The organism is Pantoea sp. Ap-870, from assembly GCF_011752515.1.
GTDB classification, from domain to species: Bacteria; Pseudomonadota; Gammaproteobacteria; order Enterobacterales; family Enterobacteriaceae; genus Pantoea; species Pantoea dispersa.
Genome location: NZ_VWXG01000001.1, coordinates 1,018,548 through 1,036,314, shown reverse-complemented (window position 1 = coordinate 1,036,314; position 17,767 = coordinate 1,018,548). Strand labels below are relative to the sequence as shown.

The following is a 17,767-nucleotide window of genomic DNA, read 5'->3' as shown; positions in this document are numbered from 1 at the left end:
GTAAGCTGACCAAAAAAAAGCCATAACAGCGAAAGATGACAGGCCGATGAATAAAATGCTGGGATTGTCAATGTTATGCGCATAAATTGGCTGAGACAGGCCGATTATTACATGCAATAATCAGCGGCTAATCTGTTATACATCAAGAGTCCAGCACGTTTTCGTACTCAATTTGCGTAAGGCGAAGGATCATTTTTATGAAGCTGAAGAACACCATTCTGGCGTCGACCCTGTTATCACTGCTGGCAGCCAATGCGTTTGCTGCCAAAGAGTTAACGCCAGAACAAGCGGCCGCGTTAAAACCATTCGAACGCATCAATATTAGCGGCCGTTTTAATGCAATTGGCGATGCAACAGACGCCGTATCTAAAGCCGCCGACGCCAAAGGCGCGGACTCTTTCTACGTGCAGGGCATCAACGACAGCAACGGTAACGGTGGCAACTGGCGCGTTACCGCCGATCTGTACAAAGCCAACGCGGCTAAAGTGGAGCAAAGCACGCAATACCGGATGTTCAACGGCGTGAAAGAGCTGCCAAAAGCCGAAGCCTATCGTCTGGAACCGTTTGATACCGTGTCCGTTAGCGGCTTCTTCTCCAGCCAGCCGGACGTGAACGAAGCCATCGCCAAAGCGGCGAAAAACAAAGGCGCGGCCTCCTTCTTTATTGTGCGTCAGGTGGATGCTAACAACGGTGGCAACCAGTACGTGACCGCCTACGTGTATAAAGCCGATGCCAAAGCGCGCGTGGTGCAGGATACGTCTGACTCCATTCCGGCCGATTCAGAAGCCGGTAAAGCAGCCCTGGCTGCGGGCGGCGCAGCGGCGAAGAAAGTGGCAATCCCTGGCGTTGCTTCCTCAGATACGCCAAGCACCAGCGTGGGTCGTTTCTTTGAAACCCAAAGCTCTACCGGTCAGCGTTATACGGTGACGCAGCCGGATGGCCGCAGCGTGCAGGAAGTCAATGCGATCACGGCCGCACAGATGCAGCCGTTTGACACCATCTCCTTCTCCGATCACTTCGGCACGCCAACCGAAATCTCAGAAGCCGTGGGCAAACGCGCCATCGCTAAAGGCGCGAAGTATTATCACATTACGCGCCAGTGGCAGAACCAGAGCGGCGGCAACCTGACCGTCACCGCTGACCTGTTTAAATAATCCCCGCGCAGGGCGGCGCCCGTCGCCCTGCCGTTTGCATAATCCGTGTGCAAATCTGCATAGTCTTGCATTGCCTTCACCGTTCGCTCTCCGTAAAATCTGCCGCCTGTTTTCAGGGTATTCCGTTTTAAACGGGACTGATTGCCACGTTACACTCTGGCTGAACAACTACTACCCAGCACACTCTGCTGCTCAGGAATGGCGTTTTGGATAAAAAATTAGGTCTTAGCGCGCTCACTGCGCTGGTGCTCAGCTCGATGCTCGGCGCGGGCGTCTTTAGCCTGCCACAAAATATGGCGGCGGTTGCCGGTCCGGCGGCGCTGCTGATCGGCTGGCTGATCACCGGTGTCGGTATCCTCTTTCTGTCGCTGGCGATGTTGCTGCTGACGCGTCTGCGCCCGGAACTGGATGGCGGCATCTTCACCTACGCGCGCGCCGGCTTCGGCGAGCTGACCGGCTTCTGCTCGGCATGGGGCTACTGGCTGTGCGCGGTAATTGCTAACGTCTCGTATCTGGTGATTGTGTTCTCGGCGCTGAGCTTCTTTACCGATACGCCAGATCGCATCGTGTTTGGCGATGGCAACACCTGGCAGGCGATGCTCGGCGCTTCCGTGCTGCTGTGGCTGGTGCACTGGCTGGTGCTGCGCGGCGTCCAGACCGCAGCCAGTATCAACCTGCTGGCGACGCTCGGCAAGCTGGTGCCGCTGCTGCTGTTCGTGGTGCTGGCGCTACTGGCATTTAATTACGATCGCTTCCGTTTTGATTTTGACGGTATCGCGCTCGGCCAGCCGCTGTGGCAGCAGGTTAAACAAACCATGCTGATCACACTGTGGGTGTTTATTGGTGTGGAAGGCGCGGTGGTGGTCTCCGCCCGCGCGCGGCACAAAAAAGATGTCGGGCGCGCCACGCTGCTGGCGGTGCTGGCCGCGCTGCTGGTCTATCTGCTGGTGACGCTGCTGTCGCTTGGCGTGGTGCCGCGTGCGGAACTGGCGCAGATGCGCAATCCGTCGATGGCCGGTCTGATGGAACGGCTGCTCGGTCACTGGGGCGATGCGGTGATTGCGGTTGGCCTGATTATCTCGGTGTGCGGGGCCTATCTCAGCTGGACCATTATGGCGGCGGAAATCCCGTTCCTCGCCGCGCAGCAGGGTGCGTTTCCGCGCAGCATTGCCCGGCAGAACCGCCATAACGCGCCGGCGGCGTCACTGTGGCTGACTAACGGCAGCGTGCAGGTGTGCCTGATTCTGATTGCGGTTACCGGCGCGGATTACAACACGCTGCTGACTATCGCCTCAGAAATGATCCTCGTGCCCTATTTGCTGGTCGGTCTGTATCTGGTCAAAGTGGTACGTGGTCAGCACAAACCGCTGGCCCTGTTGACCGGTCTCGGTGCCAGCGCCTATGGACTGTGGCTGCTGTACGCCTCGGGGCCGCTGCATCTGCTGTTGTCGGTGGTGCTTTACGCGCCGGGCCTGCTGCTGTTCCTGTATGCACGACGCGGTGGCCGCGGCGATCAACCGCTGTTTGCGCTGGAGCGCATCGCCATCGTGCTGTTAATTGCCGCCTCACTGCCCGCGCTGTGGCAGCTGACGCGCTAATCAGTGCGGTTGTAAGGGAATAGAAACGCACAGCAGATCATTCTGCTGTGTCAGATTGAGTGGCTTGCGGTATTCCAGATGGATGGCGTCAAGCTGCTCAGCGGACAGCGGATAAGGCAGCTGAATATCGAAGCGGCTAATGTGCTGCTGTTCGGCCAGAGTGATCAGTCGGGCGATGTTAATTTCGTCGCTGACCTGGGTTGAAATGATTTGTAATGCTAATTCTTTCAGATGGTCGTCGCTGGCCTGTAAACTGTGCCCGGACTTGCGCGTCACCATGCCAAAAATTGGCATCACGCCGTAAATGGCATCGACAAAGCTCCAGCGTTTTTTGCAGGAAGCGGAAAGGAAGTCACTGTAGTTGAAGCAGATGCGGTCACTGTATCCGGCTGAAGCCAGCTCTTTATCAGACACCCTCGCACTCCTCCTGTTTTCAGTACGATTCCGAACCTTGCGCCAGAACGCGCCGGTAATAATGGCACATTTCACGGTGTACATACCAGTAAGACAAGGATAATTCGTGCGGTAGCGTAGAGCTCAGGACCAGGAAAAGCTATGCTGCTGACATTCTCAGCCATGACAGAGCATTATGAACAAAATTGTCTATGTGGAAGATGAGCCGGAAGTCGGCGAACTGATTGCGGCTTATCTTGGCCGCCACGATATTGAGGTGCTGGTTGAGACGCGCGGCGATCGCGCGGAAGCGACCATTCTCGCCGCCGATCCGGATCTGGTGTTACTGGATATCATGCTGCCGGGCAAAGATGGCATGACGCTGTGCCGCGATTTGCGTGCGCACTGGCAGGGGCCGATTGTGCTGCTGACCTCGCTCGACAGCGACATGAACCACATTCTGGCGCTGGAGATGGGCGCCAATGACTATATTCTGAAAACCACGCCGCCGGCGGTGCTGCTGGCGCGCCTGCGCCTGCATCTGCGCCAGGCGCACGTGGCCAAACCGGAAGCCGCACCCGCCGTGCAGAGCTCGCAAAAGGTGCTGCGGTTTGGTTCGCTCACCATTGATGCGCTCAACCGCCAGGTGATCCTGTTCGACGAACCCATCACCCTTTCGACCGCCGATTTTGATCTGCTGTGGGAGCTGGCGAGCCACGCCGGAGAAATTCTCGACCGTGACGCGTTGCTGAAAACCCTGCGCGGCGTGAGCTATGACGGCATGGATCGCAGCATCGACGTCGCCATTTCACGCCTGCGCAAGAAACTGTACGACAGCGCCACCGAGCCGTTCCGCATCAAAACCATCCGTAACAAAGGCTATCTGTTCGCGCCGCAGGCCTGGGATACCCGCTCCTGATGAGAAAGCTCTTCATTCAGTTCTATCTGCTGCTGTTCGTCTGCTTCCTGGTGATGACGCTGCTGGTGGGTCTGGTGTACAAATTCACCGCCGAGCGCGCCGGACGCCAGTCGATGAACGACCTGATGGCCAGCTCGCTGTTTCTGATGCGCAGCGAACTGCGTGAGATCCCGCCGCGCGACTGGAACAAAACCATCCGCAATCTCGATCTCGATTTATCCTTTGAGCTGCACATCGAACCGATGAGCAAGTATCAGCTGGACGAAGCCGACATGAAGCGGCTGCGCGCCGGTGAGATCGTCGCCCTCGACGATCAGTACACCTTCCTGCAGCACATCCCGCGCAGCCACTATGTGCTGTCGGTCGGACCGATTCCTTACCTGTTTTATCTGCACCAGATGCGCATCCTTGATATCGCCCTGCTGGCGTTTATTGGCATGTCGCTGGCGCTGCCGGTGTTCATCTGGTTGCGCCCGCACTGGCAGGAGATGCAGCGGCTGGAGAAAGCGGCTCAGCGTTTTGGTCGCGGCGAGCTTGACGTGCGCACCCATTTTGAAAATACCTCCAGCCTGCACAGCCTTGGCGTGGCGTTCAACCAGATGGCGGACAACATCAATACGCTGGTGGCGAGTAAAAAACAGCTGATTGACGGTATCGCGCACGAGCTGCGCACGCCGCTGGTCCGGCTGCGTTACCGGCTGGAGATGAGTGAAAACCTCAGCGCGGCAGAGTCGGCGGCGCTGAACCGTGACGTCGGCCAGCTGGAGAGCCTGATTGAGGAGCTGCTGACCTATGCGCGCCTCGACCGGCCGCGCGTTGACCTCAATCTGCAATCTTTCGATCTGGCCCAGTGGCTGCGCGTGCACATCGCTGACGTGCAGACCATGAATCCGCAGACGCACATTACGCTGGATATTCCGCAGCTGGAAAACATTGGCGCGGCAGATACGCGCCTGATGGAGCGCGTGCTGGATAACCTCGTGAATAACGCCCTGCGCTATGCGCAGCAGCGGCTGCGTGTCAGCCTGTGGTTTGACGGCGCCATCGGCAATCTGCAGGTTGAAGATGATGGTCCGGGCATTCCGCCGGATGAACGCCAGCGGGTATTCGAGCCTTTCGTACGGCTCGATCCCAGCCGCGATCGCGCCACCGGCGGCTGCGGCCTCGGTCTGGCGATTGTGCACTCTATTGCGCAGGCGCTGCAGGGCCAGGTCTCGATTGAGAGCAGTCCGCTGGGCGGCGCCTGCGTGCGCTTCTGCTGGCCGGTTGATCTCCCCCTGCGCGACGTGACGCCGCGCTTACCTTCATAAGGAGCTTGTTACATGACTGCAGCTTATCAGGAACTTAGCCGCACCTTTCAGCGCCTGGCGCGTTTTGGCCATCTGGGCGCGATTGCCGGCGTGGATATGCAAACCACCATGCCGCCGGGCGGCAGCCAGGCGCGTGGAGAAGCGATGGCAGAGCTGAGCGTATTTATGCACGAGCTGCTGACCGACAAGCGCCTCGGCGGGCTGTTTGACGCCGCCGGACAGGAGTCGCTGAACGATGTGGAGCAGGCCAATCTGGGCGAAATGCAGCGCGCGTGGCGCCAGGCAACGCTGCTGCCGGCCTCGCTGGTGGAAGCCAAATCGCTGGCCGGCTCGCGCTGTGAACACGCGTGGCGCAGTCAGCGTCCGGCCAATGACTGGCAGGGCTTCAGCGCTAACCTGAAAGAAGTGGTGAAGCTGAGCCGCGAAGAGGCACAGCTGCGCGCCGATGCGCTCGGCGTATCACGCTACGATGCGCTGCTGGATGTGTTTGAGCCAGGCATGACCAGCGCGCAGCTCGACAGCACTTTTGGCGATCTGAAAAGCTGGCTGCCGGATCTGCTGCAAAAAGCGGTAGCCCGCCAGCAGGCAACGCCGATTGCCCAGCCGGTCGGTCCCTTCGCCATTGAATCGCAGAAACAGCTCGGCCTGAGCGTGATGGCTACGTTAGGGTTTGATTTTAATCACGGCCGGCTGGACGTGAGCGCCCACCCGTTCTGCGGCGGCGTACCGGAAGATGTGCGTATCACCACACGCTACAACGAAAACGATTTTCTCAGCGCGCTGATGGGCGTGATCCACGAAACCGGCCATGCGCGCTATGAGCAGAATCTGCCACAGCAGTGGCGCGGACAGCCGGTGGCGCTGGCGCGCTCGACCGCGATGCATGAATCGCAAAGCCTGTTTATGGAGATGCAGCTGGGGCGCAGTCACGCCTTCCTGCAGCATATTCATCCCCAGGTGGTGGCGCTGATGGGCGACCAGCCGGCGCTGGAGCGCAACAACTTTATTCGGCTGACCCAGCGCGTGAAGCCGGGCTTCATTCGCGTTGATGCCGACGAGCTGAGCTATCCGGCCCACGTGATTTTACGTTACGAAATCGAGCGGGCGCTGATTGAAGGCGAGATTGAAGTCGAGGATATTCCGGCGCTGTGGGATGAAAAAATGCAGCAGTCGCTGGGTATTGATACGCGCGGCAACTATCGCGACGGCTGCATGCAGGATATTCACTGGACCGACGGTGCCTTCGGCTACTTCCCGACCTACACGCTGGGCGCGATGTACGCCGCTCAGCTGTTCCAGGCGGTAAAGCGCGCCATTCCGCAGGTGGACGAATTGATTCAGCAGGGTGAACTGCAACCGGTGTTTGACTGGCTGCAGCAGAACATCTGGCAGCACGGCAGCCGCTTCCCGACGCAGCAGCTGCTGATCAATGCCACTGGCGAAGCGCTTAATCCACACTATTTCCGTCAGCATCTGGAACAGCGTTATCTCTCTGCCTGATTCGTGCGGCGGCCTGCCCGGCCGCCGTTTTTTCCGCGGAGAGTGATCCGCAATTATCCCCGCCCTGCCCGGTTTTCCTGCTTTGTACAATCCGTTACACGCCGATACCATTCCCTCACTGAAGGCGCGAATTGTTTTACATATAGTGCATTCACCGGCCCCGCAGTGGGCTACACATGAAAAAATAGTTCGAGGGTTTTGCAATGAAAAAATTATTTGCGCTGGTGATCGCCGCTGCTATGGGTCTGTCTTCTGTAGCCTTCGCTGCTGAGACAACAACTGCTGCTCCTGCTGCTGCTGCAACTACCGCTGCACCGGCTAAGCACAAAGCTGTTCACCACAAAAAAGCCGCTGCTCAGAAAGCGCAGGCTGCCAAAAAGCACAAGAAAGTAGAGAAGAAAGCACCAGCGGCTCAGAAAGCGCAGGCGGCTAAAAAGCACCACAAGAAAGCCACCAAACCAGCTGCTCAGAAAGCCCAGGCCGCTAAAAAGCACCACAAGAAAGCCACCAAGCCAGCTGCTCAGAAAGCCCAGGCTGCTAAAAAACACCACAAAGCCACCAAGCCAGCTGCACAGAAAGCTCAGGCTGCTAAAAAGCACCACAAAAAAGTAACCAAACCTGCTGCTCAGAAAGCTCAGGCTGCTAAAAAGCACCACAAAGCGAAAAAAGCTGCTAAATAAGGTTGCCTTGCGCGCCAACACCGCATTAATGATTGAAAACACCCGGTTCTGCCGGGTGTTTATTTACTGGAGTAGCGAAAAATGGTGCGTCGCTATCGCTTCGAAATTATCCTGATTGTCATGATTCTGTGCGGCATTATTGCGGCCAGCTTTTTTATCTAGTCGTTGTAGCGTGCTGATTACTCCAATATTTCTCCCTTTTTTACCGCTCACCGACTATAGTTATCGCTCAAGCGTGATGACCATAACCTCTATTTATTCTCGCCATTGAGAGAACTATGCGCCTGGCTATCCTGTTATTTGTAGGTCTTTTTAGCTTTAACCTCACAGCACATGCCGATGATGAAGACGGCCCCAGCCCGGAAGAGATTAAGACCCTGTTCTTCGGCAAAGATCATCGTAAAGCCATTACCGACGTCAGTGCGGCGCCGTGGGATGCCATTGGTCAGTTAGAGACGGAAAGCGGCAATTTGTGCAGTGCCACGTTGATTTCGGCCCATCTGGCGCTGACGGCCGGACACTGCTTACTGACGCCCCCGGGCAAATTCGACAAGCCGGTCGCGCTGCGCTTTATGGCGGGTGCCAAAGGCTGGCGCTACGAAATTCATGATATTGACGCGCGCGTAGAGCCTTCGCTGGCGCGGCGTCTGCAGGCGGATGGTGAAGGCTGGATCGTGCCGCCAGACGCGGCACCTTACGATTACGGCCTGGTGATTCTGCACAATCCGCCGTCCGGTATCGTGCCGATTCCGTTGTTTGACGGTTCGCGCAGCGATTTAACCGCCGCGCTGAAAACCACCGACCGCAAAGTGACACAGGCCGGTTATCCCGCTGACCATCTGGATACGCTCTACTCGCACAGCGATTGCCTGATCACCGGCTGGGCGCAGCGTGCCGTGCTGTCGCACCAGTGCGACACCCTGCCGGGCGACAGCGGTTCACCGCTGCTGCTGAAGCGCGACGGCGAGTGGCAGCTGATTGCGGTACAGAGCTCGGCACCGGCACCGGCCGATCGCTATCGCGCCGATAACCGCGCCATTGCCGTTACATCCTTTAAAGACAAGCTGGAAGCGCTGGCGCAATAAGTCAGCCCAGCTGCTCCATCGCCTGCAGAATACGTTTGTCGGAGATGGGATACGGCGTGCCCAGCTGCTGCGCAAAATAACTGATGCGCAGCTCCTCCAGCATCCAGCGGATCGCCTGTACCTCTTCATCGTCCTGACGCTGCGGCGGCAGCTTGTTACGCCAGCTTTGCCACGCCTGCTCTACCGCCTGCACTTTCAGCATCCGCGCCCGATCGCTGTGCGGATCAACCGGCAGCTTCTCCAGCCGGCGCTCAATACCGTGCAGATAGCGCAGTGTGTCGCCCAGCCGCTGATAGCCGTTGCCGGTGACAAAACCGCGATACACCAGGCCGCTCAGCTGCGTTTTAATATCCGCCAGCGCCAGTGCCAGCGTCATGTCCACCCGTCCCTTAAGGAACTTGTTGATGTTGAACACGCTGGTGAGAATCTGCTCGACCTGGCTGGCGATGGTCACCACCGTGTCGTTCAGTTCAGCGCGTACTTTATCGCGCAGCTGCTCGAAGTTTTCCTGCTGCCACGCCGGGCCACCGGCGTCCGCCATCAGCTTGTCCACGCCGCAGGCGATACAGTCATCAATCAGCTCCAGCACTTTGCCGTACGGATTGAAATAGAGTCCGAGCTTGGCTTTGTTTGGCAGCTTCTCGTGCAGATACTTGATCGGCGAAGGGATGTTCAGCAGCAATAACCGCCGCTGGCCGCGCCACATCATCTTCTGCTGCTCGCGTTCACTGTCAAACAGGCGAATCGCGACGCTGTCTTTTTCATCCACCAGCGCCGGCCAGGCTTTGACCTGATAGTTGCCGCGCTTCTGCTCGTAGCTTTGCGGCAAATCACCGAAGCTCCACAGATGCAGCCCGCGCTGTTCCAGCCCGTCATCCGCCACGTTGGACAGCGTCTCCTGCACCTTGCCTTTCAGCACCTGCTTCAGCTGATGCAGGTCTTTGCCTTCCTGCAGCTTCCGGTTGTGCTCATCCACCACGCGGAAGGTCATTTTCAGGTGATCGGGCACCTGATCCCACTGCCAGGCGTCGCGCTCAATGGTGACGCCAGACATGCGGCGGAACTCACGCTCCAGCGCATCCAGCAGCGGCTGTTCCAGCGCCGTCACGCGGCCAAGGAAGGCTTCGGCATAGTTGGGCGCCGGCACAAAGTTGCGTCGCACCGGCTTGGGCAGCGACTTGATTAGCGCGATGATCAGCTCGCGGCGCACGCCGGGGATCTGCCACTCGAAACCGGCTTCGTCGACCTGGTTGAGCAGCGGCAGCGGGATGTGCACCGTTACACCATCCGCATCGGCCCCCGGTTCGAACTGGTAGCTGAGCTTCAGTTTCAGGTTGCCCTGATACCAGAAGTTCGGGTAATCCAGCTGGCTGACCTTCTCCGCCCCGTCTTTGATCAGCATCTGCTTATCAAAGCTCAGCAGGTCCGGATTGTCCTTACTGGCCTGTTTCCACCAGCTGTCAAAGTGCCGCGCTGAGACCACCTCGCTGCCAATGCGGCGATCGTAAAACGCAAACAGCGTCTCGTCATCGACTAAAATGTCGCGCCGCCGCGATTTGTGCTCCAGATCCTCGATTTCATTGCGCAGTTTCAGGTTGTTGCGGAAGAAGGCGTGACGCGTCTGCCAGTCGCCCTCCACCAGCGCATGACGAATAAACAGCTCCCGGCTGAGTTGCGGATCGATGCGGCTGTAATTGACCTTGCGCGCCTGCACAATCGGCAACCCGTACAGCGTGACCTTTTCCGTCGCCATGACTGCGCCCTGCGCTTTCTCCCAGTGCGGTTCACTGTAGCTACGCTTCAGCAGATGCTGGGCCAGCGGTTCGATCCACTCCGGATCGATGCGCGCCGCAACGCGGCCCCACAGGCGGCTGGTTTCCACCAGTTCCGCCACCACGGTCCATTTAGGCGGCTTCTTAAACAGGCCGGAACCGGGGAAAATAGCAAACCGCGCATTGCGTGCGCCGGTAAACTCCTGCTTTTCCGCATCTTTCTGACCGATGTGTGACAGCAAACCGGTGAGCAGCGCGCAGTGCACTTCGCGGTACGGTGCCGGCTCGCTGTTGAGCGGCATGCCCAGTTCCCGCACCACCTGACGCAGCTGGGTGTAGATGTCCTGCCATTCGCGCACGCGCAGGTAATTGAGATAATCGCTTTTACACTGGCGGCGGAACTGGTTGCCAGACAGCGCTTTCTGCTGTTCCTGCAGGTAGTTCCACAGATTAACAAAGGCGAGAAAATCCGACTCTTTGTCAGCAAAACGCCGGTGTTTCTCGTCAGATGCCTGCTGTTTCTCCACCGGACGCTCGCGCGGATCCTGAATCGACAGCGCAGCGGCAATAATCATCACTTCGCGCACGCAGCCAAATTTCTGCGCTTCCAGCACCATGCGCGCCAGGCGCGGATCGACCGGCAGCTGCGCCAGGCTGCGCCCGGACGGCGTCAGTTTGTACGCACCTTCCTCGCTCAGGGTGATCGCGCCGAGCTCCTCCAGCAGGCGCACGCCGTCCTGAATATTGCGCTTATCCGGCGCTTCGACGAACGGGAATGCGGCGATGTCGCCCAGTCCAAGCGCCGTCATCTGCAAAATTACCGACGCCAGGTTGGTACGCAGAATTTCCGGGTCAGTAAACGCCGGGCGGCTGAGGAAATCATCCTCTGAATAAAGGCGGATACAGATCCCTTCCGACACGCGGCCGCAGCGCCCTTTGCGCTGGTTAGCCGACGCCTGCGAGATCGGCTCGATCGGCAGACGCTGAACTTTGGTGCGGTAGCTGTAACGGCTGATGCGCGCGGTGCCGGGATCGATGACATATTTAATGCCCGGCACGGTGAGCGAGGTCTCAGCGACGTTGGTCGCCAGCACAATGCGGCGGCCGCTGTGCGCCTGGAACACCCGGTTCTGTTCGGCGTTGGACAGGCGCGCATAGAGCGGCAGAATCTCGGTGTGCGGTAAATCGCGCTTCATCAGCGCATCGGCGGTATCGCGAATTTCGCGCTCACCGCTCATGAAGATCAGGATATCGCCGCGCCCTTCGCTGCTCAGTTCGTCAACCGCATCGAAAATTGCCTGCAGCTGATCGCGCTCGGTGTCCTCGGCATCTTCCACCACCGGACGATAACGTACATCGACCGGATAAGTGCGGCCCGAAACCTCGATTACCGGGGCATTATTGAAGTGGCGCGAGAAGCGCTGCGGATCGATGGTCGCGGAGGTGATGATCACTTTCAGATCGGGACGATGCGGCAGCAGTTCGCGCAGGTAACCCAGCAGGAAATCGATGTTCAGACTGCGTTCGTGCGCTTCATCGATGATGATGGTGTCATACTGCAGCAGCAGACGATCCTGCTGAATTTCCGCCAGCAGAATACCGTCGGTCATCAGTTTGACCTGAGTGGTTTCGCTGACCTGATCGTTAAACCGCACCTTGTAACCGACGGTGCCGCCGGGTGTGGTTTCCAGCTCTTCGGCAATGCGGTTCGCCACGGTGCGTGCCGCCAGACGACGCGGCTGCGTATGCCCAATCAGCCCTTTCACACCGCGCCCGAGCGCCAGACAGATCTTTGGTAGCTGGGTGGTTTTACCTGAGCCGGTCTCACCGGCGACAATCACTACCTGATGATCGCGAATCGCGTCGGCGATGTCCTGCTGCTTCTGGCTGACCGGCAGATTGTCCGGAAACGTAATGCGCGGCGTCGCGGCGGCGCGCTGCGCCACGCGCTGTTCTGCCGCGGCGAACACCGGCTCCAGCTCAGCCATAATTTCCTGCTGCGCAGCGGGATTTTTCACCTTCGCCGCACCGTGCAGACGACGCTGCAGCGCTTTGCGGTCGCGCAGCATCAGGTTATCGAGCCGCGACCAGAGGGGGGCCAGAGGTGACGTAACGGATGATGACATAGTGATGAATTACCTGTTGTTGCAGTGAGCCGGCACTTGCGGCTCGGCGCCGGGCAGAATTTTCCGGCGGATTCAATCGATTAATGCCCGCCATCTTAGCACAGATTGGAACATCTCACCTGACCGGACGTGCCGCCTTATTCAATAATTTCGAACATAGGCCTCGAAATATTGCGCTTTTACCTGCCGGACGAACTCCGTAGAGTGTAACGCATTGAGCGGTAAGCCAACCGCGTAACGTACAGGAAAATACCATGAGCAAAGTTTTAGTTCTGAAATCAAGCATCCTTGCCGGTTATTCACAGTCTAACCAGCTGGCAGACTTCTACGCTGATGAAGCCCGCGCCAAAGGCGACGAAGTCACGGTACGCGATCTGGCTGCCCAGCCGATTCCGGTACTGGACGGTGAACTGGTTGGCGCCCTGCGTCCTTCAGACGCGCCGCTGTCGCCACGTCAGCAGGACGCGCTGGCCCTGTCCGATGAACTGATTGCTGAACTGCAGGCGCACGATACCGTGGTTATCGCCGCTCCGATGTACAACTTCAACATTCCTACTCAGCTGAAAAACTACTTTGACCTGATTGCCCGTGCCGGCGTCACCTTCCGCTACACCGAAGCAGGCCCGGAAGGTCTGGTGAAAGGCAAACGTGCGGTGATCCTCTCCAGCCGTGGCGGCATTCACAAAGACACCCCGACTGATCTGCTGACCCCGTACGTGAAACTGTTCCTTGGCTTCATCGGCATCACCGACGTTGACTTCGTGTTCGCCGAAGGCATTGCTTACGGTCCGGAAGTGGCAACCAAAGCCGCCAGCGATGCCAAAGACGCCATCAAACAGATTGTTGCTGCGTAATCATCATTAAAACAATGCTATCTGTCTTGCCGGGCCTGAGTGCCCGGCTTTTTTATGCCTGCGCTGTCGTGGAAGCAGCTATTTCTGCACCCACTGGCCATTAATCCCGCGCACATATTCGCCGCTGCGGGCACGGTTAACCAGCTTCTCGCCGGCGATGCGCGCCACCTCGGCGGTGGTGAGATTGTTCTGCTGCGCCACGCGCTGATACTGCTGGCTGCGGCCTTCATTGATGCGCTTAACCAGCGCCAGCGTCTCGTCATCCTGCTGACGAGCGGCGATATAACCGCTTAGCGTTTCGCCCACGCGCCCCTGCTGGCGCGCCTGATCCAGCGTCAGTGCCCAGGCCGACGGCACCAGCAAAAACGCCAGCAACAGCGCTATCCCCTTGCGTTTCATCGGGCCTCTCCTCAAAACAGTCCGCTCTGATTCTTCAGCAGCGCTTCGACGTCTTTATCCACCTTGATGTGGATTTCATGTTCGATTTTTACGTTCATGTTGATGGTGATTGGCTCTTTGGGTGCGGCGACTTCGATGCGCGGCACACAGCCCAGCAGCGGCAGTCCCGCTGTCAGCACCAGTAATGCCCTCAGGCTCATGGTTTCGGGTCCTTGTTGGATGGCAGGGTGGCGTTTTGCTCCACCCAGGATTGCAAATTATCGCCAAAGCGCAGGCTGCGCCACAGCTGGAACAGGTTTTCCTGATGACGGTAGTTAAGATTGACGGACTGGCGGCGGTTACTGAACTGGCTGGTGCCTTTCACCTCGCTTTGCAGAATCAGGTTACCGAAGTTATCCAGATCCAGCGTCGCCCACGAACGGGCAATCTCCATGTAGCGCAGCCAGTCCATCGCCGCCCCGGCGGCCACGTTATTGCTGACAATCGCATCCGCCATGTCTTTGTCCATGCGGAATGTCAGCGGGCCACTGTTAGCGATCCAGCCCTTTTCAATCAGCCAGTGCGGATTGTTCACCCACAGCGGCAATTCGCCATTCACTTTACCGGACATGGCAAACTGCTTCGGCTTGAGCGCCGTCACCAGCCGGCTGAGATCAATGTCACGCAGCGAAATCCGCGCCGGCTGATGCTGCGGTAAACGCAATGCTGGCATGCTGACGTGCCCGCCGAGCAGATCGAGATTGACGTTGCTGAGCGTCAGCGGCTGGCGCTCCTGCCACGGATAGTGGCCCTGCAGATCCGCGGTAATGTTCTGCAGCGCAAACTGGTTTTTCACTTCGGCGATGCGCAGCGACACCGGCCCGCGGCGCCCCAACTGCCACTGATGATCTTTCAGGCGGAACGGCAGGATAAAATCGATGCCGTTGATTTCGCTGTCCGGCATCCATACGCTGCCCTGTTTCACCGCCCAGAAACCGCCCGCCTCAAACCCCTGGCCGCTGACGGCGGAAAAGGCCATCTGCGCGCGCAGCTCGCCAGACTGGATACGCATCTTCAGATCGCTGCTCAGCAGCGGCTGAAAGACACTGAGCGACTGCGCCGGCCACCAGGCTTCGCCGCGCAGCCGCTCGCCGTCCCAGCGGCCGTGCACGCGCAGCGGTCCGATGTCTTCAGCGGTCAGCTGACCGCGCCACAGAAAATGCCCCGGGTCGCGCCCTTTGGCATCGAAATGCAGTTCGGACGGCGGCAGCCAGCCACCGTAGCTAAAGCGGGTCTGGCCGGAACGCAGCGCAAACCCGCCGTTAAACGCCGGCTGTGCCACATCGCGCTGCCAGCGCACCGGCGCGGTCAGCGTCAGGCGCGGCTTATCCACCTGCACCATGCCGTACGCCAGCTGATCAAACCCGGTGTTCAGCGTATCGAGACTGATCAGGGTGTCGTGCCAGCTACCGGTGCCCTTCACATCCCATTTTGCGCTAAGCGGCGCCATCACGCCTTCGCCCCAGTAACGCCAGTTCCAGCGTCCGCTGTCTGGCCAGAAGTCGCTGGCGCGTCCGTCGAGATGCAGCCTGAAGCGGCCGAAACTGGGGTCGTGCGCGTTGAGAATCGCCTGTAACCGGCCGTTGATGCCGCGCGAGGCCACGCTGACGCCGGCCAGCGGCCAGCGCGCTTCATCCACTTCCAGCGTCGAGAGTAAGCGTCCGCGCAGGCGCAGCAGTGCGCCCGGCTGCAGGCTGAGCTGCGGATCGCTGAGCATGCCATGTAGTTGTCCGGGAATGGTGCCGTACAGCTGCAGGTCGGCAAACTTGCTTTCGCCGGTTAACTGGAACGGCAGTGCGCTGTCAGTCAGGCTCAGCTTGCCCGGCCCAACACTCAGTACCAGGTTGCCTTTCCCGCCGCGTCCGGCGGTCAGTAAATTGAAGCGGCCGCGGATCTGCGTCTGTTCCAGCCCCTGCTGCCAGTCATCCAGCGTCAGCGCCACGCCGCCCGACAGCGGCTGCGACCCGAATGGCCAGCGCCAGTGACCGGCAGTGATGCGGATTTGCTGCGCATCGACCTGCCACGGCAACTGCAACAACGGCTGTGGTTCCTGTTGCTGGCGCACCACCAGTTCGCCCTGCTGCTGCTGCCAGTTGAGCGTCAGCGCCAGCGGCTGCGGCCACTGCGTCAGGTTAAGCGCACCGCTGAGCTCACCCGCCACCGGCAGGCCATCGGCAAAAGTTGGCAGCGTCAGATTGCCATGCAGTTCGACCGGTTGCGGCAGTAAAGGATGGCTGAGCTGGAGCTGATCAATGTGCAACTGCTGCCCCTGCAGGCGCGCGGCGACGCGCAGGTTGTCGCCCTGATAACGCAGCTGCTGAAGGTCTTTGTCTAAAGTCAGATCGAAGCGGCCGGCATATTGCTGCCATGGCAAAATACTGAGCTGTTGCAGATGGATATCCGCGCCGGGCAGCATCTGCTGCCACTCTGCGAGGCTGCGCGGCGCATCGCGCGTGGCACTGTGCGGCAGCGCCTGCAGGCAATCGCTGTTTAGCGCCACCTCGCGCGCATCAAGCTGCCAGCGCTGTTGCGTCCGGCCAAGCCCCACGTCCGCGACCTGCGCCAGCAGGCAGTCACCGGCCAGATAGCGCACATCAGGAAATACCAGCCGGCCCTGCTGCCAGTGCGGCGCGCCGTGTAGCTCGACGCGGGTATTTTCCGGCAGCCAGATACCTGCCAGCCGCGGCAGCCAGTGCGTCAGCGTCAGCAGCAATCCCAGCAGCAGCAGTATCAGCGCCAGTAGCGCAGCAAGTAGTCGACGGAGGCCCCGCGTCATGGCTGTTAACGTTCCTGTTCTTTACCCAATCCTGACAGAGATGATGGCATGTTACGCCCGGCAAATGAAGGCGTTACCGCTTTAGTCTGGCTGAAGAACAGCAAAATGACGCGGAAAACGTTATCCTGATGTGATACCGACGTAACATTTTTCAGGAGCGAAACAATGAAAGTTGCGGTTTACAGCACCAAGCATTACGACCAGAAATACCTCGAGCACGTTAACGAAGGCTACGGATTTGAGCTGCAGTTTTTTGACTTCCTGCTGAGCGAAACCACGGCGAAAAACGCCGCTGGCTGTGATGCGGTCTGTATCTTCGTTAACGATGACGGGAGCAAAGCGGTGCTGGAGGAGCTGGCGGCGCTGGGCGTGAAATATATCGCGCTGCGCTGTGCCGGTTTCAATAACGTCGACCTCGACGCAGCCGCCGCGCTGGGACTGCAGGTGGTACGCGTGCCCGCCTATTCGCCGGAAGCGGTGGCGGAACACGCGGTAGGCCTGATGATGACGCTCAACCGCCGCATTCACCGCGCTTACCAGCGCACGCGCGATGCCAACTTCTCGCTGGACGGCCTGACCGGTTTCAACATGCATAACAAAACCGCTGGCGTGGTCGGCACCGGCAAGATTGGTGTGGCGACAATGCGCATCCTGAAAGGTTTTGGCATGCGTCTGCTGGCGTACGATCCGTACCCCAGTGACGCCGCGCTGGCGCTCGGGGCGGAATATGTTGATTTGAAAACGCTGCTGGCGGAGTCCGATGTCATCACCCTGCACTGTCCGCTGACGCCGGAAAACCATCATCTGCTCAACGCACAGGCGTTCAGCCAGATGAAAGATGGCGTGATGATTATCAATACCAGCCGCGGTGGGCTGATTGATTCACAGGCGGCGATTGAGGCGCTGAAACAGCAGAAAATCGGCTCGCTCGGCATGGACGTGTATGAGAACGAACGCGACCTGTTTTTTGAAGACAAGTCGAATGACGTGATTCAGGACGACGTGTTCCGCCGCCTGTCGGCCTGCCACAACGTGCTGTTTACCGGCCATCAGGCCTTTCTCACCGCCGAAGCGCTGACGGCGATTTCAGAAACCACGCTCAGTAATTTACAGCAGCTGTCACGCGGGGAAACCTGTTCGAATCAGGTTAAGGCGTAAGGTT

At 58.9% G+C, this 17,767-nt stretch carries 14 protein-coding genes; 9 read left to right on the top strand and 5 right to left on the bottom strand.

Annotated features, from left to right (window positions below; all coding sequences use genetic code 11):
• The first annotated feature begins 197 nt into the window (after positions 1-197).
• A complete protein-coding gene (ydgH, locus tag F3J41_RS05065; RefSeq protein ID WP_021506110.1) occupies positions 198-1,154 on the top strand; it encodes a DUF1471 family protein YdgH in 957 nt (318 codons plus the stop codon).
• A 206-nt stretch (positions 1,155-1,360) separates the two neighbouring features.
• Positions 1,361-2,752 carry a basic amino acid/polyamine antiporter gene (locus F3J41_RS05060; RefSeq protein ID WP_166710116.1) on the top strand — a complete coding sequence of 464 codons (1,392 nt, stop codon included), beginning with the start codon at positions 1,361-1,363 and terminating at the stop codon, positions 2,750-2,752.
• Here the strand turns inward: F3J41_RS05060 and F3J41_RS05055 are convergent, their stop codons facing one another.
• The gene (locus tag F3J41_RS05055; protein ID WP_021506112.1) at positions 2,753-3,166 is read right to left on the bottom strand and encodes a hypothetical protein; all 414 of its coding nucleotides are present in this window, start codon (positions 3,164-3,166) and stop codon (positions 2,753-2,755) included.
• A gap of 175 nt (positions 3,167-3,341) precedes the next feature.
• Here F3J41_RS05055 and rstA point away from each other — a divergent pair, with 175 nt between their 5' ends.
• The 5 genes from rstA (at position 3,342) to F3J41_RS05030 (ending at position 8,639) form a co-directional block, all read left to right on the top strand.
• Entirely contained in the window at positions 3,342-4,064 is a 723-nt protein-coding gene (rstA, locus tag F3J41_RS05050; protein ID WP_021506113.1) for a two-component system response regulator RstA, read from the top strand.
• A complete protein-coding gene (gene rstB / locus F3J41_RS05045; protein ID WP_021506114.1) occupies positions 4,064-5,374 on the top strand; it encodes a two-component system sensor histidine kinase RstB in 1,311 nt (436 codons plus the stop codon). Before rstA ends, rstB begins: the two co-directional genes overlap by 1 nt.
• Before the next feature lie 12 nt (positions 5,375-5,386).
• Positions 5,387-6,874 carry a carboxypeptidase M32 gene (locus tag F3J41_RS05040; protein WP_125308779.1) on the top strand — a complete coding sequence of 496 codons (1,488 nt, stop codon included), beginning with the start codon at positions 5,387-5,389 and terminating at the stop codon, positions 6,872-6,874.
• A 203-nt stretch (positions 6,875-7,077) separates the two neighbouring features.
• Positions 7,078-7,554, top strand: a complete 477-nt coding sequence (gene asr / locus F3J41_RS05035) for an acid resistance repetitive basic protein Asr (protein ID WP_071813568.1) — start codon at positions 7,078-7,080, stop codon at positions 7,552-7,554.
• A 278-nt stretch (positions 7,555-7,832) separates the two neighbouring features.
• Entirely contained in the window at positions 7,833-8,639 is an 807-nt protein-coding gene (locus F3J41_RS05030) for a serine protease (RefSeq protein WP_021506118.1), read from the top strand.
• A gap of 1 nt (position 8,640) precedes the next feature.
• Here F3J41_RS05030 and hrpA read toward each other — a convergent pair whose 3' ends face one another.
• The gene (gene hrpA / locus F3J41_RS05025; protein WP_166710114.1) at positions 8,641-12,537 is read right to left on the bottom strand and encodes an ATP-dependent RNA helicase HrpA; all 3,897 of its coding nucleotides are present in this window, start codon (positions 12,535-12,537) and stop codon (positions 8,641-8,643) included.
• Positions 12,538-12,791: 254 nt separating this feature from the next.
• Here hrpA and azoR point away from each other — a divergent pair, with 254 nt between their 5' ends.
• On the top strand, positions 12,792-13,391 hold the full coding sequence (gene azoR, locus F3J41_RS05020) for an FMN-dependent NADH-azoreductase (RefSeq protein ID WP_021506120.1): 600 nt from the start codon (positions 12,792-12,794) through the stop codon (positions 13,389-13,391).
• A gap of 78 nt (positions 13,392-13,469) precedes the next feature.
• Here the strand turns inward: azoR and F3J41_RS05015 are convergent, their stop codons facing one another.
• The 3 genes from F3J41_RS05015 to F3J41_RS05005 are packed head-to-tail and all read right to left on the bottom strand — an operon-like array spanning position 13,470 to position 16,605.
• Positions 13,470-13,790 (bottom strand): YdbL family protein, encoded by a 321-nt coding sequence (locus F3J41_RS05015; RefSeq protein WP_059008755.1) that lies wholly within the window; start codon positions 13,788-13,790, stop codon positions 13,470-13,472.
• Between the two features lie 11 nt (positions 13,791-13,801).
• Complete coding sequence (locus tag F3J41_RS05010; RefSeq protein WP_010618431.1) at positions 13,802-13,990, bottom strand: YnbE family lipoprotein; 189 nt, start codon at positions 13,988-13,990, stop codon at positions 13,802-13,804.
• Positions 13,987-16,605 (bottom strand): YdbH family protein, encoded by a 2,619-nt coding sequence (locus F3J41_RS05005; RefSeq protein WP_166710112.1) that lies wholly within the window; start codon positions 16,603-16,605, stop codon positions 13,987-13,989. The genes F3J41_RS05010 and F3J41_RS05005 overlap by 4 nt, the downstream gene beginning before the upstream one ends.
• A 165-nt stretch (positions 16,606-16,770) precedes the next feature.
• On the opposite strand from F3J41_RS05005, the gene F3J41_RS05000 reads away from it, so the two are divergent.
• Complete coding sequence (locus F3J41_RS05000; protein ID WP_059008751.1) at positions 16,771-17,763, top strand: 2-hydroxyacid dehydrogenase; 993 nt, start codon at positions 16,771-16,773, stop codon at positions 17,761-17,763.
• The last annotated feature ends 4 nt before the right edge of the window (positions 17,764-17,767 follow it).